The following is a 19,166-nucleotide window of genomic DNA, read 5'->3' on the forward strand; positions in this document are numbered from 1 at the left end:
ACGTGCCTGTGACGTTCGACCATCTGCGCGCAGCTGCACGTTCAACGCGTGCAGGTGCGTCAATCCACGCCCCGTGGCAGGTACAAGGTCACCCGCAAGCCGCCTTCGCGCAGGTTGAGCAGGCTGACCTCGCCGCCGTGGCTGTGGGCGATATTGCGGGCAATGCCCAACCCCAGCCCGTAGCCTTGCTGATGACCAGCCAGCCGCACATGGGGCTCGAACACCTGCTCCATCTGCTGTTGCGGCACCCCCGGCCCTTGATCATCGACCTGCAGCACGAAGCCTGCCGCACCGTCGATGATGCGCAGCCGCGCCCGCTCGCCGTACTTGATGGCGTTGTCGATCAGGTTGCCGATGCAGCGCCGCAATGCCAGCGGCTTGCCGGGATACGGCGCCAGGGCATGCCCTTCGAGGGTGATTCGACCGTCTCGCAGGTACGGCTCAGCCAGCAGTTCGAGGACCTGATTGAGGTCCACCGGCTCGATGTTCTCGTGAATGTCGGTGTCCTTCACGCATTGCAGCGCGCCCTTTACCAGCAGCTCCAGTTCGTCCAGGTCCTGGCTGAACTTGGCTTGCAGGTGTTCGTCTTCAAGCAGCTCGACACGCAGGCGAAGCCGGGTGATGGGCGTGCGCAGATCATGGGAGATGGCGCTGAACAGTTGGCTACGCTCGGTGAGGTAACGGCTGATGCGTTCGCGCATGCTGTTGAAGGCCCGGCCCACCTCCACCACCTCGCTGCCGCCGCCTTCGGCCACTGGCGCTACATCGGCGCCCAGTGACAGCTCGCGCGCTGCACGGGCCAGGCGCTTGAGCGGCCAGCTTTGCCAATGCACCAGCAGCCCGATGAACAGCAACAACAACGCCGTGGTCAGGACGATGAAGCCGATCTGCTGACGCGGCAGACGCTCGGCTTCCAGGCTGGTGTAGGGCTCGGGCAACAACGAGGCGATGTACAGCCATTCGCCTTCGGCCAGACGAATCTGGGTGACCAGCACCGGCGGGTTGAGCGGTTCGAGGGTGAGTGAGTAATGCGCCCATGACCTTGGCAACTCGTCGAGCTTGAGCCCACTGTTGAAGATGCGCAGTTCATCGGGGTCGACGAATTCGACGGAGATGTCCATCTGCGGCCCGAGACGCTCATGCAGCACCTGCTGGAACACCTCCACCACGGCCTGCTTGCGCGGCGTGACAGGCAGTACCTGCATATCCAACGGCTTGGCGTTCAGCGAAACAAAAAACCGCGTGCCCCCCATGCTGCGCAACTGGTCGAGCACCATCGGCCGGTAAGCCACGGGCAGTGAACGAAAGTAACTGACGCTGGCGCTCATGGAGTGGGCCAGGCTGCTGGCACTGGCACGCAGCCCTTGCAACTGGCTGGCGCGCAGCTGGGCCACCCAGATGATGCTCGACAATCCTTGCGCCAGCAGAACCACCAGCAAGGTCAGCAGCAGCATGCGCCCCAGCAGCGAGCGTGGCAGCAGGCGCCAGCGCCGCTCAGGGTGCAGTGCAGACATGGGTCGCCAGCAGGTAGCCGCTGCCGCGCACGGTGCGGATCAGCCGGGGTGGCTTTTCGGTGTCGCGCAAGCGCTGGCGCAGACGGCTGACGGCCATGTCCACGATGCGGTCCAGCGGCATCGGCTCTCGCCCTCGGGTGGCGTTGCCGATGGTATCGCGGTCGAGAATCTGCTGGGGGTGGTCCAAGAATAGCTTGAGCAGCGCAAAGTCCGCACCCGAAAGAATCACCTCCTCTCCATCGCGGTGGAACAGGCGATGGCTGACCGTGTCGAGCCGCCAGTCGTCGAATGCCAGCACCGCCCCGCCCGGCGCTGCCTGCCCGAACTCGGCGCGGCGTAGCAAGGCTTTGATGCGGGCCTGCAACTCGCGCGGGCTGAACGGCTTGCCCAGGTAGTCATCGGCGCCAAGCTCAAGCCCGATGACCCGATCGGTCTCGTCCGAGCTTGCCGTCAACATGATGATGGGTACCCTCGCCTGGCGCGGGTGCTGGCGTACCCAGCGGCACAGGCTGAAACCGTCCTCGTCCGGCAGCATGACGTCCAGGATCACCAGGTCACACGCTGTGGTGTCAAGGGCATGACGAAACCCGGCGCCATCGGCCTGGGCATTGACCTGAAAGCCCGAACGGCTGAGGTAGGTTTGCAACAATTCGCGAATTTCCTGATCGTCGTCAACCATCAGGATGGATTTGCCGGCAGTGCTCAAGGGTATGTCCTTTTGTGCTGGCGGGTCTTGTTGCCCGCTGATCTGTGTCGCCTTGCAGGGGTACCCGTGCGGTTAGCCTTGATCCAAGGCTTGCTGCAAGGCCACGCCAGCGCCCAGCAGCCCGGAAAACTCGGCCGTCACCAGCCACACGGGCACGCCTTCGAAGTAACCGCTCATGCAGCCTTTGTCGCCGAAGCTGGCGGTGAAACCGCTGCGCAGGAACAGCTCGGCAAAACGCGGGATCACGCCGCCGACGATATATACCCCACCGCGCGCGCCCAGGGTAAGCACGTTGTTGCCCGCCACCCGCCCCAGGAACCGGCAGAACTGCTCGATCACCGCTCGCGCCCGCGGCTCGCCGCCCAGGGCTGCATCGGTGATCTGCGCCGGTGAAGTGTGCCGCGGGTTTTCGCCATCCAGGGCGCAGATGGCCTGGTACAGGCGCACGAGCCCGCCGCCGCTGAGCACGGTCTCGGCACTGACGTGGCCGATCTGGCCATGGATGTATTGGTGGATCGCCGCCTCTCGGGCATTGCCCACGGGCAGATCGACGTGCCCGCCCTCGCCTGGCAAGGCATGCCAGTGCTTGCCCCCCAGGCGCAACAGCGAGCCGACACCCAGGCCTGTACCCGGGCCGATGACCAGCGCCGGGCGCAGCGGATCGGCCTGCCCTGGGCATACTTCCCGAAACTCACCTTCGCGCAGGCGGGTCATGCCAAGGGCCATTGCGGTGAAGTCATTGATCAGCAACAGGTGCCCGATCTGTAACCGCTGGCAAAAGGCGGTCCGGCTCAGGCGCCAGTGGTTGTTGGTGAAGCGAAACTCATCGCCATCGACCGGGCCGGCTACGGCCAGGCAAGCGGCGGCTATACCACCACGGGGGATGGCCAGGGCTTCTAGATACGCCTCGATGGCCTGTTCGGGGCTTGTGTAGTCCTCGGTGGCGAAAACCTTCACCTCGTGCAGCTGGTTGTCACGCCATAACGCAAAACGGGCATTGGTGCCGCCGATGTCGCCAACCAGCAGGTCATTCATTTCAGGTTCTCCAGGGCAGAGGTAAAGGCGCTGGCGCCCTGCTCTGCCGGGCTGAACGCCATGCGCATGAAACCGAACAGCTCGCGCCCGCAACCCAGGTCATTGCCCTGGGGCGCGGTCGCCAGGTCACGCTGGGTCAGCTCGTCGGCCGGTACCATCACCCGCAACGTACCTTCAGCGCCATCGACCCGCACGATATCACCATCGCGCAGCCGTGCCAGCGGGCCGCCATCATAGGCTTCGGGGCACACATGAATGGCGGCGGGTATCTTGCCCGATGCACCGGACATGCGCCCATCGGTCACCAGGGCTACCTTGTAACCGCGATCCTGCAACACGCCAAGGAATGGGGTGAGTTTGTGCAGTTCAGGCATGCCGTTGCAGCGCGGGCCCTGGAAGCGCACCACCGCGACGAAGTCCCGCTCCAGCTCGCCTGCCTTGAAGGCATCGGCCAATGACTGCTGATCGTGGAAGATGCGCGTCGGCGCCTCGACCACACGGTGCTCCGGTGCCACGGCGGAGACTTTCATCACGCCACGCCCCAGGTTGCCTTCCATCACCCGCAATCCCCCTTCGGCGGAGAATGGCCGCGCCACGGGCCGCAGGATGCTTTCGTCCAGGCTCTGCTGCGGCCCTTCGCGCCAGACCAGCTTGCCGTCCTCCAGGAACGGCTCCTGGGTATAACGACGCAGGCCGCGGCCGGCGACGGTGTTGACGTCCTCGTGCAGCAAGCCGGCATCGAGCAGCTCGCGGATCAGGAAGGCCATGCCGCCGGCGGCCTGGAAGTGGTTGATGTCGGCCTTGCCGTTGGGGTAGACGTGGGACAGGGTCGGCACCACGTCGGACAGATCGGCCATGTCCTGCCAGGTCAGTTGGATACCGGCGGCCTGGGCGATGGCCGGAATGTGCAGGGTATGGTTGGTGGAGCCGCCTGTGGCATGCAGGGCCACGATCGAGTTGACCAGCGCCTTCTCGTCGACGATCTCGCCCAGGGGCATGAAGGTGCCGCTGGCCTTCGTCATGCGCGTGACCTGTTGTGCAGCCTCGGCGGTCAGTGCGTCGCGCAGCGGCGTGTAGGGGTTGACGAAGGAGGCACCCGGCAGGTGCAGCCCCATCACTTCCATCACCAGCTGGTTGGTGTTGGCCGTGCCGTAGAAGGTGCAGGTGCCAGGGCCGTGGTAGGACTGCATTTCCGATTCCAGCAGTTCCTCCCGGCTGGCCTTGCCTTCGGCATAACGCTGGCGCACATCGGCTTTCTGCTTGTTGGAAATACCCGAGACCATCGGCCCGCCCGGTACGAACACCGTGGGCAAGTGGCCAAAGCGCAAGGCCCCCATCATCAGGCCTGGCACGATCTTGTCGCAAATGCCCAGCATCAGGGCCGCATCGAACATGTTGTGGGACAACGCCACGGCAGTGGACATGGCGATCACTTCACGGCTGGCGATGGCCAGTTCCATGCCCGGCTCGCCCTGGGTGACGCCATCGCACATGGCCGGCACACCGCCAGCGAACTGGCCCACCGAGCCGACTTCGCGCAGGGCATGCTTGATCTGTTCGGGAAAATGCAGGTAGGGCTGATGGGCCGACAGCATGTCGTTGTAGGCCGAGACGATGGCCACGTTGGCCGCGTTCATCAGGCGCAGGGTCTGTTTGTCCTCGCTGCCGCAACCGGCCACGCCATGGGCGAAGTTGGCGCATTGCAGGCTGGCACGCATCGGGCCCTCGCTGGCGGCCCCGCGGATCAGCTGCAGGTAGCGTTCGCGGGTGGCGCGACTACGCTCGACCAGCCGTTGGGTGACCTCAAGGATGCGCGGGTGCATGTACTGGACTCCAGGCTAATTGTAAGGGCGGTTTACCAAGTGACCGCGCCCTGCCGATTGCCGCCTAGGCTCAAAGGGACAGGCGCGCACTGCTTCGGAAGGCTCACGATCGAACCGCTCGTTGTAGGTTTAAACAAAATACTGCCACTAAAAAGGCTTGTTTTCTATCTGCAACTGAATAATCTTGTAATTCCAACAACAAAACCGTTTCAGTGAAGCACCTTTGTGCCACAGGTTTGACTCGGACTGCCAGAGGTATCGCCATGACCCTTCGCATCGCCATCAACGGATTCGGCCGCATCGGGCGCAATGTCCTGCGCGCACTCTATACCCAGGGCTACCGCCAGGACATGCAGGTCGTCGCCATCAACGACCTGGGCGACAGCACCATGAACGCCCACCTGCTCAAGTACGACAGCGTGCACGGTACCTTCGAGGCCAGCGTCGAAGCCGACCACGAAAGCCTCACCGTCAACGGCGACCGCATCGCGGTCAGCGCCATTCGCAACCCGGCCGAACTGCCCTGGAAAGCCCTGGCGATCGATGTGGTCTTCGAATGCACGGGGCTGTTCACCGAGCGCGACAAGGCTGCTGCGCACATCGCCGCCGGGGCTGGCAAGGTGATCGTCTCCGCGCCAGCCAAGGGCGCTGATGCTACCGTGGTGTATGGCGTCAACCACGACGTGCTGCGCGCCTCGCACCAGGTCATCTCCAACGCTTCCTGCACCACCAACTGCCTGGCGCCCATCGCCCAGGTGCTGCACCGCGAGTTCGGTATCGAGCAAGGCCTGATGACCACCATCCACGCCTACACCAACGATCAGGTGCTGACCGACGTGTACCACAGCGACCCTTATCGCGCCCGTTCGGCCACCCAATCGATGATCCCGAGCAAGACCGGCGCCGCCGAAGCCGTGGGCCTGGTATTGCCGGAACTGGCTGGCAAGCTCACTGGCATGGCCGTGCGGGTACCGGTGATCAACGTGTCGCTGGTGGACCTCACCGTCAACCTCAAGCGCGAAGCCACGGCCGAACAGGTCAACCAGCTGTTCCTAGAGGCCAGCAAGCATTCGCGGGTACTGGGCTACAACGCCCTGCCCCTGGTCTCGTGCGACTTCAACCACAACCCGCTGTCGTCTATCTTCGATGCCAATCACACGCGGGCCAACGGGCGCATGCTCAAGGTGCTGGCCTGGTACGACAACGAGTGGGGCTTCTCCAACCGCATGCTGGACAACTGCCTGGCGCTCTGTCGCGCTCAGTAACGGCTGTGCCAGCACGCGCTGGCCACTGAAATGGGCCACACGGCTGGCACTCAGTGCTGGGGTATATAGCCCGTATCGTCGTAGCCGCTTCGCGGCTTCGGCGAGGCCCGCGGCGCCGTTACGATTTGCCTACATAATGCAGCTTGACCTCAAGCAGGGATGATAAGCATTATCATTGGCCGCTTGTCAGGTCAGGTCGCTCCGTGAGTCAGTCCCGGTTCAACTCCGTATTCCTCAGCCAGAGGCCCATCTTGCTGCGCACGCTCCAGCGCATGGTCGGCAACCGCTGTACCGCCGAAGACCTGCTCCAGGAAACCTACCTGCGCGTCTCACGCGCACTGGGCGAGCGCTCGGTCCAGCACATCGAACCCTTCGTCTTTCAGACCGCGCGCAATCTTGCGCTCGACCATTTGCGTGCCCGCCGCGTACAGGCCCGAACCCTGGTCGAAGACGTCTCTGACGAGGTGGTAAACAATGTCGCCGTGCCCGCCAGCAGCAACGAAGAGGCTGCGCATGCCGAGCACCTGCTCCGTCACCTGAGCGAAAGCCTGAAGCAACTGACCCAGCGCCAGCAAAGGATCTTCACGCTAAGCCGGCTGCACGGCGCCACCTATCTTGAAATCGCCCAGCAGCTGGGGGTTTCTGCGAGCACGGTGCAAAAGGAACTGAAGTTGATCATGGGTATCTGCCTGGGTGTTGCCCAGCGCCTGGACGATTGACGGGCCGCCGCGATGAGGCCTGCTTGCCACATCACGCCAGCGCCCTGATCATCTGCGCACGCCCGCTCAAGGATTCACCGTGACCGACAGCCCCGAACATCCTCCATCACCTGCCACGCCCGATGCGCGTCGTCGCGCCACGGACGAGGCCTTGGCATGGCTGGTGCGTCTTGAAACCGCCGAGCCTGCCGACCACCTTGCCTTCGAAACCTGGCTGCACGCCAATCCTGAGAATGCTGAAGCGTTCGTGCAGGCCGAGGCCTTGTGGAACGGTGCAGCGCTCAAGCAGGCCGCTGCACAGCTGCAGGGCCACCCACTACGCCCTCGCGCCGGTCGTCTGCGTCGCCATTGGAAACCGCTGGCCACCGCCGCCGCGCTGCTGGTAGGCCTGTTCATGTTCGGCAACGTGCCAGTGCGCCTACAAGCTGATCACCTGACGGTCGTGGGTGAACGTCACCGGGTGGAACTGCAGGACGATGCCCGGGTGCTGCTCAATACCCAATCAGCGTTAGCCAGCGAGCGCAGCGACGGGCAACAGATCGCCCGCCTGCTGCAAGGCGAGGCATACTTCCAGGTCGCCAAGGGCGCGCCGGCCCCGCTTGAGGTGCAGGCCGGCCCACTGCGCGCCCAGGCACGCGACACTGATTTTGCCGTCCGCCTGCTCGATGGCCAAGCTTGGGTCAAGGTGCAGCGCGGCGACGTCGACGTACAAGGAGGTCGCGATCAGCGTATCCGTTTGCAGGCCGGCGAGAGTATTCGCGTCGGGCCCGACGGGTTCGGTGCACGCAGGCAACTGGACATGCGCAAGGACCTGGCCTGGGTCGATGGGCGCCTGGTCTTCGAAAACTGCCCCTTGAGCCAGGTGCTGGCCGAGCTGCGCCGCTATTACCCCGGCTGGATCATCAATCGCAATGAGCGGCTGGAGAAGATCGCCGTCACCGGCAACTACCGCCTCGACCAGCCGCTTGAGGCGCTACGTGCGTTGGCCCACATCACCTCGGCACAACTGCATGAGTATCCGGCGCTGGTCATCCTGAACTAAGGCGCCTGCCCACGCGCGGCAGCGCGCCACACGCCCAGCTGGGCGCAGGCGATTTATTTTTACGCGATAGCGCCCCCCTGTCCGTCTCGTCATAGCCAATGCAATTGATTCTTGTTCAATCAAGAACGCACACCCTATGAACAGTTCGCGCGTCAGGGAGCGCTTTCGATGCCCACCAGTCCTATCCGTTCGACCCTACGTCCCCGCCTGAAGGGGCAACTGTCCCTGTTATCACTCGCCTTGCTCACCACAGGCGCCTACTCCCTCCCCACGCTGGCGGCCGAGCCAGCGTCGGTGAGCACCTCGCGCGTGGGCGCTTACCACTTCGGCATCGCCCAACAGCCGCTGGTATCGGCCATCAATGCGTTCAGCCAGGTCACGGGCTGGCAGGTGGGCTTCGACGCCCGCCTGGCCGAAGGGGTCGCCTCCCCCGGCATACAAGGTGCACTGCCCCCGGAGCAGGCACTCAAACACCTGCTACAGGGTACTGGCCTGGTCCCGCGCACCATCAGCCGCGGCAACGTGGTGCTCGAGCGCCAGTCAGGTCGCGGGGCCATAGCCCTGCAACAGGTGACCGTCAGCGCTACCCGCAGCGCCCAGGACGTGAGCCAGGTCCCCAGTACGGTCAGCGTGCAGACCCGAGAACAACTCGACCGGCAGAACGTCAACACCCTCCAGGACCTGGTGCGCTACGAGCCGGGCGTCTCGGTGGCGGGGACCGGGCAGCGTAGCGGCCTGAACGGCTACAACATTCGCGGCATCGACGGCGAACGGATACTCACCCAAATCGACGGTGTGGCCATCCCGGACAGCTTCTTCTACGGGCCCTACGCCCAGACCCAGCGCAATTACGTCGACCCGGAAATCATCAAGCGTGTGGAAATCCTGCGCGGCCCAGCCTCGGTGCTCTACGGTAGCAATGCCATCGGCGGTGCGGTGAGCTATTTCACCCTTGATCCTGAAGACATCATCAAGCCCGGCCGAGACGCTGGTGCACGACTGAAAACCGGCTACAGCTCAGCCGATGACAGTTGGCTGACGTCCGCCACCGTAGCTGGTCGTGAGGGCAGCCTGGACGGCCTGCTGCACCTGAGCCAGCGCAACGGTCACGAAACCCAGAGCCATGCCGATCACGGCGGCGTAGGCCTTGCACGCACCCGCGCCAACCCGGTGGATGCGCGCACCACCAACGTGCTGGCCAAGCTGGGCTGGGACTACGCCGACGACGCCCGGCTGGGCGTGACCTACGAACGCTTCAAGGACGACCGCGACCAGAACCTGCTCAGCGCAGTAGGCGGGCCGTTCATCCCGGGTTTTGGTGCCAGGAATTCGTACCGCATGCGCCAGGGCAACGACACCATCACCCGCGAGCGCTTCGGCCTGAACCACCGTTTCGGCCTGGACAGCCTTTTCGCGGACGAGGTCAAGTGGAGCCTGAACTACCAGATCGCCAAGACCGATCAGCGCACCGACGAGCTGTACGTCGCGTCGGGGCGTCAGGTACTGCGCGACCGCCAGACCACCTACAAGGATCGCCAGTGGATCTTCGATGCCCAGCTGGAGAAGGCCTTCAGCCTTGGCCAGACCGATCACTCGCTGACCTATGGCACCACCCTCAAGCACCAGAACGTCACCGGGGCGCGCAGCGGTACTGGCACGTGCGTGAACATCGGCGGCACTTGCCGGGGTATCGGCCAGGACAGCCCGCGCGACGGCCAGGCGCTGGTCAGCGACTTCCCGGACCCGACCGTCAATACCTACAGTCTGTTCGTTCAGGACGAGGTTCGCTGGGGCAACTGGACGTTCCTGCCAGGTGCGCGCTACGACTACACACGCATGGCGCCTCACTTTACCGACGCCTTCCTGCGCGGGCTTGACGCCAGCGGTACGGCCCCGGCTTTCCAGGATGATTCGGACAAAAAGTGGCACCGCGTGTCGCCCAAGCTGGGGGTGACCTATGCCTTCAACGACCACTACACCGGATACGCGCAATACGCCCAGGGCTTCCGCACGCCCACGGCCAAGTCCATGTACGGCAAGTTCGTGAACCTGGAGCAAGGCTACCGCGTGGAGGGTAACCCTGGCCTGCAGCCTGAGCGCAGCAAGGGCCTGGAAACCGGCCTGCGCGGCCGCTTCGACGCGGGCAGCTTCGATGTGGCGGTCTACTACAACAAGTACCGCGACTTCATTGACGAAGACGCCGTGCAAGGCGCCAACCTCGAGCAGACATTCCAGGCCAACAACATCAAGCGCGCGACCATCAAAGGTGCCGAGGTAAGAGGCCAGCTGGAACTCGACCGGTTTGGCGCGCCAGCGGGGCTGTATGCACAAGGCTCCCTGGCGTACACCTACGGGCGCAACGACGACAGCGGCCAGCCGCTCAACACCGTCAACCCGCTCAAGGGCGTCGTGGGCCTGGGCTACACGCAGGGCGACATGGGTGGGCTGCTGAGCTGGACGCTGGTCAAGCGCAAGACGCGGGTCGACGACAGCACCTTCTATTCGCCCGATGGCTCGGCGTCGAAGTTCCGCACGCCCGGCTATGGCGTACTGGACCTGACCGGCTTCTACAACGTCACCGATGACATCACGGTGAACGCTGGCCTGTACAACCTCACCGACAAGAAATACTGGCAGTGGGACTCGGTGCGCAGCTACGACGGCCAGGGGGAGGCCGCGGTGACCCAGCCGGCCAACATCGACCGCCTGAGCATGCCGGGCCGTAACTTCGCCATCAACGTGGTGTGGGATATCTGAGGCGCTGGCGCAGCTGGGGCCGGCCGGGCCGCTGTGCACCCGGCTTGGCTCCCAGCACCCACGCCTGCTCCTGCAGGCTTTTTACGCCCCCGCTCCTGTTGATTCGTCTTGTATTGAAACGCTTTGCTTTCCAAGGACTGCATCATGAACAACCGCGCTTCTTCGCTTACCCAACGCCTGAACCTGGTGACCCAGGCGCCCCATGCCGCACTCGACGCCCTGGTCAAATCCCATGCGCCATTCGATAGCCGCGAAAGTTTTGCCCGCTTCGTGGTTGCCCAGTACCTGTTCCAGGCCGAACTGCAGCCGCTTTACAACGACCCGCAATTGATCGCCCTCCTACCCGACCTTGCCGAGCGCTGTCGAGCCCGTCAGGCGCGTCAGGACCTGGCGGACCTGGACATGCAGGCGCCTGCCGAGCTACCGGGGGCGGTGCAACGTCCAAGCATGGCAGAGGCACTAGGCTGGATCTTCGTGTCCGAAGGCTTCAAACTGGGCGCCGCGTTTCTGATCAAGCGGGCCGCGGCGCTGGGCTTGTCGGAGACCTTCGGCGCCCGTCACCTGGGCGAGCCCGCCGGTGGGCGCGCCGAAGGCTGGAAGCAGTTCACGCGAACACTCGATGGCCTGATACTGTCAGCTGAAGAAGAGGCGGCTGCCGAACACGGCGCCGTCGCAGCGTTCGAGCGCTTCACCGTCTTGCTCAAACAGGCCTATGCCATGAATGCCGAGCAGGCTTGAAACACTTTCAAGGCCCTCTGACCGGGGGCCGTTCGTTCTAGCAGTGAGCCCATGACCCAACCTGCCCGCTCCAAAATTGCCCGTCTGCTGTATGCGATCCTGGCTTACGCAAGCCTGGGGGTAGGCCTGGTCGCCATTGTCGTTCCGGGCTTGCCGACCACCGAATTCATCCTGTTGTCGGCGTGGGCGGCCACGCGAAGCTCGCCTCGCCTGTCCGCCTGGCTCGAAAGCCACCGGTTGTTTGGCCCTATCCTGTACAACTGGCGCAACGGCAAGGTGATCCAGCGGCGGGCCAAGGTCAGTGCGACGGTCAGCATGTTGCTCTGCGCGGTTTTGATGCTGGTGTTTCTTGAGCATCACTGGCCGGTATTCCTGGCCATTGCCGGTATGAGCCTGGGCAACCTGTGGATCTGGTCGCGACCGGAACGGCCGTTCACAGCCGGCTCACAGGCTCAGCAACCCTGACCAGAGGGCATAGCCTGCCAGCGCCGCACCCGATAGCACGGCGGCGAAGATCAGCTTCTCTGTCAGCGTGAAAAGCTTAAGCCCTTGCTCATGTTTGGCTCGGGCAAACAGGATCACCCCCGGCGCGTACAACAGTGCCGAGAGCAGCAGATACTTCAGGCCACCGGCATACAGCAGCCAGACGGCGTACCCAACCGCGAGCGCGGCCACGAGCAGGTCCTTGCGCCGCTGGGCCGGTTGGCCTTCGTAAGTCTCTCCCCGCACGGCCAGCGACATGGCGTAGGCGGCGGACCACAGGTACGGCGCCAGAATCATGGACGAGGCCAGGTAGATCAGGCTGGTATAGGTACCGGCGGACACCAGCGTGATCAGTAAAAAACCCTGGATCATGCCGTTGGTCAGCCACAGTGCATTGGCAGGTACCTGGTTGGCGTTCTCCTGGGCAAGGAAACGGGGCATGGTCTGGTCGCGCGCCGTGGCGTAGAGAATCTCGGCACACAGCAGCGCCCACGACAGTAACGCCCCCAGCAACGAAACCGCTAGCCCCAGGCTGATCAGCAACGCGCCCCAAGGGCCGACGATGTGGGCCAGGACCGCCGCCAGCGAAGGGTTCTGCAAACCGGCCAGCTCCGGTTGCGTCATGACCCCTAGGGAGAGGACGTTGACCAGTACCAGCAGTGCCAGCACACCCACGAAGCCGATGACCGTGGCCCTGCCCACGTCGGCCCGCCGCCGAGCCCTGCCTGAGTACACACTGGCGCCTTCGATACCGATGAAGACAAACACCGTTACCAGCATCATGTTGCGCACTTGCTCGAGCACGCTGCCGAACGCCGGATTGTCCAGCCCCCAGATGTCCTGGGTGAAGATATCCAGGCGAAAAGCGCAGGCCGCGATGACGACGAACAGCACCAGGGGCACCACTTTGGCCACTGTGGTCACCAGGTTGATGAACGCCGCCTCGCGAATCCCGCGCAATACCAGAAAATGCACCGCCCACAGCAACACCGAGGCACACCCGATGGCCACTGGGGTATTGCCTTCACCGAACACCGGGAAATAGAACCCAAGGGTGCTGAACAACAGCACGAAATAACCGACATTCCCCAGCCAGGCACTGATCCAGTAGCCCCACGCCGAGGAAAAGCCCATGTAGTCGCCGAACCCAGCCTTGGCATAGGCATACACGCCTGAATCCAGTTCAGGCTTGCGGTTGGCCAGCGTCTGGAAGACGAAGGCCAGGGCCAGCATGCCCACGGCAGTGATCCCCCAGCCAATCAGCACCGCCCCGGCCTGGGCACGGGCCGCCATGTTCTGGGGCAAGGAGAAAATGCCGCCTCCGGTCATCGAACCCACGACCAGCGCCACCAATGCCCCTAGACGCAGTTTCTGTCCTTGTTCGCCCATAGGTCTCCAAATATTTCCTGACAGTGTTGCAGTTGTAACAAGACGCTGTTTATTAATAGAGGCTGACCTCAATTACAGCCGTACTCTCATTTAGCCACTAAGCCATTAACGTCTAAGCGTGCGGTTGTTAAGAACTCCAGAGTGCCAACCGGTTCACACTATTTCGATAAAAGCATAAATACCGGTAAAAAATTTGCGCTCTGCCCAGAAGCGACTAGTTTCAACCTTCGCAGGGCAGAGGGATGAAGCGTAGCAAGACATGGAGGTGCCAGCGTACAAGGCCTGCAGCCATGGCAGTCGGCAATCTCCAGGAGTTCGGTAAGGTAATTCAACGCCCTTACCTTGCAATGCACTGATCCATATCAGCGTATGGCCACGGCATCAGATTTAATCTGTGGCCAACTTCCTCCTGGCAGGAGTTGTTAAATGTCTGATTCTCCCGCAAAACTAAAACTCGGTGCGTTAGTTGCGCTGGTCGTCGGCTCGATGATCGGTGGCGGCATCTTTTCCCTTCCGCAGAACATGGCCGCCAGCGCCGGCGTAGGCGCAGTGTTGATTGGCTGGGCTATCACCGCCGTGGGCATGCTGACCCTGGCTTTCGTATTCCAGACGCTGGCCAACCGCAAGCCTGACCTTGACGGCGGAGTCTATGCGTATGCCAAGGCCGGTTTCGGCGATTACATGGGCTTTTCTTCGGCCTGGGGCTACTGGATCAGTGCCTGGCTGGGGAACGTCGGCTATTTCGTGCTGTTGTTCAGTACCCTGGGCTACTTCTTCCCGGTATTTGGCGAGGGCAACACGCCGGCCGCGATCATCGGCGCCTCGATCCTGCTGTGGGCAGTGCATTTTCTGGTGCTGCGAGGCATCCGTGAAGCGGCGTTCATCAACCTGGTTACCACGGTGGCCAAGGTGGTGCCGTTGGTGCTGTTCGCGCTGATCTGCCTGTTCGCCTTCCGGCTGGACGTCTTCACCGCCGATATATGGGGCACCGGTACACCTGAACTGGGCGGCGTGATGAATCAGGTGCGCAACATGATGCTGGTGACGGTGTGGGTGTTCATCGGCATCGAAGGCGCGAGCATCTTCTCATCCCGTGCGGAAAAACGCTCCGATGTGGGCAAGGCCACCGTCATCGGCTTCATCACCGTGCTGTTGTTCCTGGTGCTGGTCAATGTGCTGTCGCTGGGCATCATGACCCAGCCTGAACTGGCAGGGTTGCAGAACCCCTCGATGGCGGCCGTGCTCGAGCACGTGGTCGGCCACTGGGGCGCCGTGCTGATCAGTGTCGGCCTGATCATCTCGCTGCTCGGTGCGCTGCTGTCCTGGGTGCTGTTGTGCGCCGAGATCATGTTCGCCGCTGCCAAGGACCACACCATGCCGGCCTTCCTGCGCCGCGAGAACGCCAACCAGGTGCCTGCCAACGCCTTGTGGCTGACCAACGCCATGGTGCAGATCTTCCTGGTGATCACGCTGTTCTCCAACAGTACCTACCTGTCGCTGATCTACCTGGCCACTTCGATGATCCTGGTGCCCTACCTGTGGTCGGCGGCCTACGCCGTATTGCTGGCGGTGCGCAGTGAAACCTACCAACAGGCGCTGGCCGAACGCCGCAAGGACCTGTTCATCGGCAGCGTCGCCCTGCTCTATGCCATCTGGCTGCTGTATGCCGGCGGAGTGAAATACCTGCTGCTCTCGGCGCTGCTGTATGCCCCTGGCGCCATCCTGTTTGCAAAGGCCAAGCGTGAAGTGGGCCAACCCGTCTTCACCCCCGTGGAAAAACTGATTTTCGCAGCCGTGGTCGTCGGTGCCCTGGTGGCAGCCTTCGGCCTGTACGACGGCTTCCTGACGCTGTGATCCCTCTTCGACTCAATGGAGGATTGAAACCATGTCCGCTGAAAAACAGAAATACGGTGTGCATTCCGAAGCCGGCAAGCTGCGCAAGGTCATGGTGTGCGCGCCGGGCCTTGCGCACAAGCGCCTGACCCCGACCAACTGCGACGAGCTGTTGTTTGACGATGTGATCTGGGTGGATCAGGCCAAGCGTGACCACTTCGATTTCGTCACCAAGATGCGCGAGCGGGGTGTCGATGTGCTGGAAATGCACAACCTGCTGACCGACATCGTGCAGCAACCCGAAGCGCTCAAATGGATACTGGACCGCAAGATCACCCCTGACACCGTCGGGGTAGGCCTGACCAATGAGGTGCGCAGTTGGCTCGAAGGCATGGAGCCGCGTCACCTGGCTGAATTTTTGTTTGGCGGTGTAGCTGGCCAGGATCTGCCGCAAAGCGAAGGTGCCGAAGTGGTCAAGATGTACAACGACTACCTGGGCCATTCCAGTTTCATCCTGCCACCGTTGCCCAATACCCAATTCACCCGCGACACCACCTGCTGGATCTACGGGGGCGTCACGCTCAACCCCATGTACTGGCCGGCACGGCGCCAGGAAACGCTGCTCACCACCGCCATCTACACGTTCCACCCGCAGTTCACAGGCGCCGACTTCCAGGTCTGGTACGGTGACCCGGACAAGGACCATGGTCAGTCCACCCTCGAAGGCGGTGATGTCATGCCCATCGGCAACGGCATCGTGCTGATCGGCATGGGCGAGCGCACCTCCCGCCAGGCCATCGGCCAGTTGGCGCAGAGCCTGTTCGCCAAGGGCGCCGTGCACAAGGTCATCGTCGCCGGCTTGCCCAAGTCCCGCGCCGCCATGCACCTGGACACCGTGTTCAGCTTCTGCGACCGCGACCTGGTCACGGTCTTCCCCGAGGTGGTCAGCGAGATCGTACCGTTCATCATCCAGCCCGACGAAAGCCGGCCCTATGGCATGGACGTGCGCCGCGAGCACAAGTCGTTCATCGAGGTTGTGGGCGAACAGCTGGGTGTGCGCCTGCGGGTGGTCGAAACCGGCGGCAACAGCTTTGCCGCCGAACGCGAGCAATGGGATGACGGCAACAACGTGGTGGCGCTGGAGCCAGGCGTGGTCATTGGTTACGACCGCAACACCTACACCAATACCTTGCTGCGCAAGGCCGGGGTCGAAGTGATCACCATCAGTGCTGGCGAACTGGGCCGCGGCCGCGGCGGAGGCCACTGCATGACCTGCCCTATCGTTCGCGACCCCATCGATTACTGACGTCCATCAACCAGGCCGCCCCTACCCGGTAGCGGCCCGGCGTTCACCACACCCAGGAGAAAAGTCATGGCGTTCAACATCCACAACCGCAACCTGCTCAGCCTGGAACACCACAGCACCCGTGAGCTGCGTTACCTGCTGGACCTGTCCCGCGACCTCAAGCGGGCCAAGTACACCGGCACCGAACAGCAGCACCTCAAGGGCAACAACATTGCGCTGATTTTTGAAAAAACCTCCACGCGTACCCGTTGTGCTTTCGAAGTGGCCGCTTACGACCAAGGCGCCAACGTCACCTACATCGACCCGAACTCCTCGCAGATCGGCCACAAGGAAAGCATGAAGGACACCGCTCGCGTGCTCGGGCGCATGTACGACGCAATCGAATACCGCGGCTTCAAGCAGGAAATCGTCGAAGAACTGGCCAAGTATGCCGGCGTGCCAGTATTCAATGGCCTGACGGATGAATATCACCCTACCCAGATGATTGCCGACGTGTTGACCATGCGCGAACACAGCGACAAGCCGCTGCATGACATCAGCTACGCCTACCTGGGCGATGCGCGCAACAACATGGGCAACTCGCTGCTATTGATCGGCGCCAAGCTGGGCATGGACGTGCGCATCGCTGCGCCCAAGGACCTCTGGCCCCACGATGACCTGGTGCAACGTTGCAAGCAGTACGCCGAGCAAAGCGGTGCCCGCATCACCCTCACCGAAGATGCCAAGGCCGCCGTCAAGGGCGTGGACTTCATTCATACCGACGTGTGGGTATCGATGGGCGAACCCATCGAAGCCTGGGGCGAACGCATCAAGCTGCTCAAGCCCTACCAGGTCAACGCCGAGCTGATGAAGGCCAGCGGCAATCCCAGGACCAAGTTCATGCACTGCCTGCCGGCGTTTCACAACTGCGAGACCAAGGTGGGCAAGCAGATCGCCGAGCAGTACCCGGACCTCACTAACGGCATCGAAGTGACCGATGACGTGTTCGAGTCCCCGGCCTGCATTGCGTTCGAGCAAGCGGAAAACCGCATGCACACGATCAAGGCGATTCTGGTGTCGACACTGGCCGATCTGTAGATCGCCGCCTGCTTTGGCATTGCGGCTGTTAGCGGGCCGCATTAGCCGTCCTGCAGCCGCTCACGACTTTCGATAAAGGACATTCTCCATGCGTATCGTTGTTGCACTAGGCGGCAATGCCCTGCTGCGCCGTGGCGAGCCCATGACCGCGCAAAACCAGCGCGCCAACATTCGTACCGCTGCCGAGCAGATTGCCAAGATCCACCCCGGTAACGAGCTGGTAATCGCCCATGGCAATGGCCCGCAAGTGGGCCTGCTGGCCTTGCAAGGGCTGTCGTACAAGCCCGACGAGGCCTATCCGCTGGACGTGTTGGGCGCCGAAACCGAGGGCATGATCGGCTACATGATCGAGCAGGAACTGGGCAACCTGCTGGACGTCGGCGTGCCGTTTGCCACCCTGCTGACCCAGGTCGAAGTGGACGCCGAGGACCCTGCGTTCAAGGACCCGAGCAAGTTCATCGGCCCGGTCTACAGCAAGGATGAAGCCCAGCGCCTGGCCGCTGAAAAGGGCTGGGTGGTCAAGCCTGACGGGGACAAATACCGCCGGGTGGTGGCAAGCCCCAGGCCCAAACGCATCTTCGAAATCCGCCCTATCAAATGGCTGCTCGAAAAGGGCAGCATCGTGATCTGTGCCGGCGGCGGCGGCATCCCGACCCTCTACGATGAACACCGTAAGCTCAAGGGTATCGAGGCGGTGATCGACAAGGACCTGTGCTCTGCACTGCTGGCCGAACAGCTCGAGGCCGACCTGCTGATCATTGCCACCGATGTGGAGGCGGCGTACATCGATTTTGGCAAGCCGACCCAACGCGCCATCGCCCAGGCCCACCCTGACGAGCTGGACACGCTAGGTTTCGCGGCAGGTTCGATGGGGCCCAAGGTGCAGGCGGCCAGCGACTTTGCCCGGCACACGGGCAAGGTGGCGGTGATCAGCTCGCTGGCCAATATCGAGCGCATCGTGACCGGTACCGCCGGCACGCGGGTTTCGACCGCTGCCCCTGGGATCAGCTACCGTTGAATACCGTCGGCGGGCCATGTGCCCGCTCAATCTCATACAGGAGAGCCCATGGCCAAATATGAACCCGGTCACGTCCACATCGAGCGCACTGCGCTCAACAGCAGTGACCACAGCTATGACCTCAAGGTGGACTACGAGGCCTTTACCGACCCCCGTGAGGGCAGGGGTATTCAATTCCACATGAAGGGCAGTATCGAGGGCAAGCCTGTCGACGAGGCTTTCTTTCTGCCCAAGGATCAGGTGCTGCCCAGTTTTCTGATGCAACTGAGTCGCCGCGCCCAGGCTTACCTGGCCCCACCGAAGAAATTCGAAAGCCTGGCTTCACCCCACAGGATCTACGACTGGATGTTCGAGGACATCCGCGCCAAGCTGGACGTGAAGTCCGGTGACCCCATCAAGCCTGAGCATCTGGAGTAGGACGCGACCCGTCACGAGCAGGATCCGCTTGAGGCATACTAGCG

General features: G+C 62.8%; 16 protein-coding genes. 11 read left to right on the forward strand and 5 right to left on the reverse strand.

Annotated elements, in window-relative coordinates:
* Window positions 1-59 precede the first annotated feature (59 nt).
* The 4 genes from FS777_RS12170 to edd all read right to left on the reverse strand — a co-directional run bounded on the left by FS777_RS12170 (window position 60) and on the right by edd (window position 5,078).
* Window positions 60-1,514 carry an ATP-binding protein gene (locus FS777_RS12170; RefSeq protein WP_058637539.1) on the reverse strand — a complete coding sequence of 485 codons (1,455 nt, stop codon included), beginning with the start codon at window positions 1,512-1,514 and terminating at the stop codon, window positions 60-62.
* Window positions 1,495-2,220 carry a two-component system response regulator GltR gene (gene gltR, locus FS777_RS12175; RefSeq protein WP_058604449.1) on the reverse strand — a complete coding sequence of 242 codons (726 nt, stop codon included), beginning with the start codon at window positions 2,218-2,220 and terminating at the stop codon, window positions 1,495-1,497. The genes FS777_RS12170 and gltR overlap by 20 nt, the downstream gene beginning before the upstream one ends.
* Window positions 2,221-2,292: 72 nt before the next feature.
* Window positions 2,293-3,255, reverse strand: coding sequence for a glucokinase (locus tag FS777_RS12180; RefSeq protein ID WP_145255695.1), 963 nt, complete (start codon window positions 3,253-3,255; stop codon window positions 2,293-2,295).
* Window positions 3,252-5,078 carry a phosphogluconate dehydratase gene (gene edd, locus FS777_RS12185; protein ID WP_145255698.1) on the reverse strand — a complete coding sequence of 609 codons (1,827 nt, stop codon included), beginning with the start codon at window positions 5,076-5,078 and terminating at the stop codon, window positions 3,252-3,254. Before edd ends, FS777_RS12180 begins: the two co-directional genes overlap by 4 nt.
* 263 nt (window positions 5,079-5,341) lie before the next feature.
* On the opposite strand from edd, the gene gap reads away from it, so the two are divergent.
* The 6 genes from gap to FS777_RS12215 all read left to right on the forward strand — a co-directional run bounded on the left by gap (window position 5,342) and on the right by FS777_RS12215 (window position 12,064).
* Window positions 5,342-6,343 carry a type I glyceraldehyde-3-phosphate dehydrogenase gene (gene gap, locus FS777_RS12190; RefSeq protein WP_027913781.1) on the forward strand — a complete coding sequence of 334 codons (1,002 nt, stop codon included), beginning with the start codon at window positions 5,342-5,344 and terminating at the stop codon, window positions 6,341-6,343.
* Between the two features lie 203 nt (window positions 6,344-6,546).
* Window positions 6,547-7,062, forward strand: coding sequence for an RNA polymerase sigma factor (locus tag FS777_RS12195; protein ID WP_058637535.1), 516 nt, complete (start codon window positions 6,547-6,549; stop codon window positions 7,060-7,062).
* 79 nt (window positions 7,063-7,141) lie between these two features.
* Entirely contained in the window at window positions 7,142-8,104 is a 963-nt protein-coding gene (locus FS777_RS12200) for a FecR domain-containing protein (protein ID WP_145255701.1), read from the forward strand.
* Between the two features lie 168 nt (window positions 8,105-8,272).
* On the forward strand, window positions 8,273-10,861 hold the full coding sequence (locus FS777_RS12205; protein WP_058637533.1) for a TonB-dependent receptor: 2,589 nt from the start codon (window positions 8,273-8,275) through the stop codon (window positions 10,859-10,861).
* Window positions 10,862-11,005: 144 nt separating this feature from the next.
* Window positions 11,006-11,599 carry a biliverdin-producing heme oxygenase gene (locus FS777_RS12210; protein WP_145255705.1) on the forward strand — a complete coding sequence of 198 codons (594 nt, stop codon included), beginning with the start codon at window positions 11,006-11,008 and terminating at the stop codon, window positions 11,597-11,599.
* A gap of 51 nt (window positions 11,600-11,650) precedes the next feature.
* Complete coding sequence (locus FS777_RS12215; protein ID WP_058637531.1) at window positions 11,651-12,064, forward strand: YbaN family protein; 414 nt, start codon at window positions 11,651-11,653, stop codon at window positions 12,062-12,064.
* Here FS777_RS12215 and arcD (FS777_RS12220) read toward each other — a convergent pair.
* Window positions 12,044-13,471: an arginine-ornithine antiporter gene (gene arcD / locus FS777_RS12220; RefSeq protein ID WP_145255708.1), complete on the reverse strand. Its 1,428-nt coding sequence runs from the start codon at window positions 13,469-13,471 to the stop codon at window positions 12,044-12,046. The two genes, FS777_RS12215 and arcD (FS777_RS12220), sit on opposite strands and share 21 nt — an antisense overlap.
* Window positions 13,472-13,897: 426 nt before the next feature.
* Here arcD (FS777_RS12220) and arcD (FS777_RS12225) point away from each other — a divergent pair, with 426 nt between their 5' ends.
* The 5 genes from arcD (FS777_RS12225) (at window position 13,898) to FS777_RS12245 (ending at window position 19,122) form a co-directional block, all read left to right on the forward strand.
* Complete coding sequence (gene arcD, locus FS777_RS12225) at window positions 13,898-15,325, forward strand: arginine-ornithine antiporter (RefSeq protein WP_058637529.1); 1,428 nt, start codon at window positions 13,898-13,900, stop codon at window positions 15,323-15,325.
* Window positions 15,326-15,356: 31 nt separating this feature from the next.
* Window positions 15,357-16,610, forward strand: a complete 1,254-nt coding sequence (gene arcA / locus FS777_RS12230) for an arginine deiminase (RefSeq protein WP_145255711.1) — start codon at window positions 15,357-15,359, stop codon at window positions 16,608-16,610.
* A 66-nt stretch (window positions 16,611-16,676) separates the two neighbouring features.
* Entirely contained in the window at window positions 16,677-17,687 is a 1,011-nt protein-coding gene (locus tag FS777_RS12235; protein ID WP_058604437.1) for an ornithine carbamoyltransferase, read from the forward strand.
* 88 nt (window positions 17,688-17,775) lie between these two features.
* Window positions 17,776-18,705: a carbamate kinase gene (arcC, locus tag FS777_RS12240; RefSeq protein ID WP_078479035.1), complete on the forward strand. Its 930-nt coding sequence runs from the start codon at window positions 17,776-17,778 to the stop codon at window positions 18,703-18,705.
* A gap of 48 nt (window positions 18,706-18,753) precedes the next feature.
* The gene (locus tag FS777_RS12245) at window positions 18,754-19,122 is read left to right on the forward strand and encodes a DUF5064 family protein (protein ID WP_078479036.1); all 369 of its coding nucleotides are present in this window, start codon (window positions 18,754-18,756) and stop codon (window positions 19,120-19,122) included.
* Window positions 19,123-19,166 lie beyond the last annotated feature (44 nt).

The sequence above is a fragment of the Pseudomonas sp. DE0157 genome (assembly GCF_007678615.1).
Taxonomy (GTDB): domain Bacteria; phylum Pseudomonadota; class Gammaproteobacteria; order Pseudomonadales; family Pseudomonadaceae; genus Aquipseudomonas; species Aquipseudomonas parafulva_B.

Bases quoted from the DNA above. Each gene is read 5' to 3' on its own strand.
- FS777_RS12170 (WP_058637539.1), bottom strand. From the start codon at position 1,514: ATGTCTGCACTGCACCCTGAGCGGCGCTGGCGCCTGCTGCCACGCTCG.
- FS777_RS12180 (WP_145255695.1), bottom strand. From the start codon at position 3,255: ATGAATGACCTGCTGGTTGGCGACATCGGCGGCACCAATGCCCGTTTT.
- edd (WP_145255698.1), bottom strand. From the start codon at position 5,078: ATGCACCCGCGCATCCTTGAGGTCACCCAACGGCTGGTCGAGCGTAGT.
- gap (WP_027913781.1), top strand. From the start codon at position 5,342: ATGACCCTTCGCATCGCCATCAACGGATTCGGCCGCATCGGGCGCAAT.
- FS777_RS12205 (WP_058637533.1), top strand. From the start codon at position 8,273: ATGCCCACCAGTCCTATCCGTTCGACCCTACGTCCCCGCCTGAAGGGG.
- FS777_RS12210 (WP_145255705.1), top strand. From the start codon at position 11,006: ATGAACAACCGCGCTTCTTCGCTTACCCAACGCCTGAACCTGGTGACC.
- FS777_RS12215 (WP_058637531.1), top strand. From the start codon at position 11,651: ATGACCCAACCTGCCCGCTCCAAAATTGCCCGTCTGCTGTATGCGATC.
- arcD (WP_145255708.1), bottom strand. From the start codon at position 13,471: ATGGGCGAACAAGGACAGAAACTGCGTCTAGGGGCATTGGTGGCGCTG.
- arcD (WP_058637529.1), top strand. From the start codon at position 13,898: ATGTCTGATTCTCCCGCAAAACTAAAACTCGGTGCGTTAGTTGCGCTG.
- arcA (WP_145255711.1), top strand. From the start codon at position 15,357: ATGTCCGCTGAAAAACAGAAATACGGTGTGCATTCCGAAGCCGGCAAG.
- FS777_RS12235 (WP_058604437.1), top strand. From the start codon at position 16,677: ATGGCGTTCAACATCCACAACCGCAACCTGCTCAGCCTGGAACACCAC.
- arcC (WP_078479035.1), top strand. From the start codon at position 17,776: ATGCGTATCGTTGTTGCACTAGGCGGCAATGCCCTGCTGCGCCGTGGC.
- FS777_RS12245 (WP_078479036.1), top strand. From the start codon at position 18,754: ATGGCCAAATATGAACCCGGTCACGTCCACATCGAGCGCACTGCGCTC.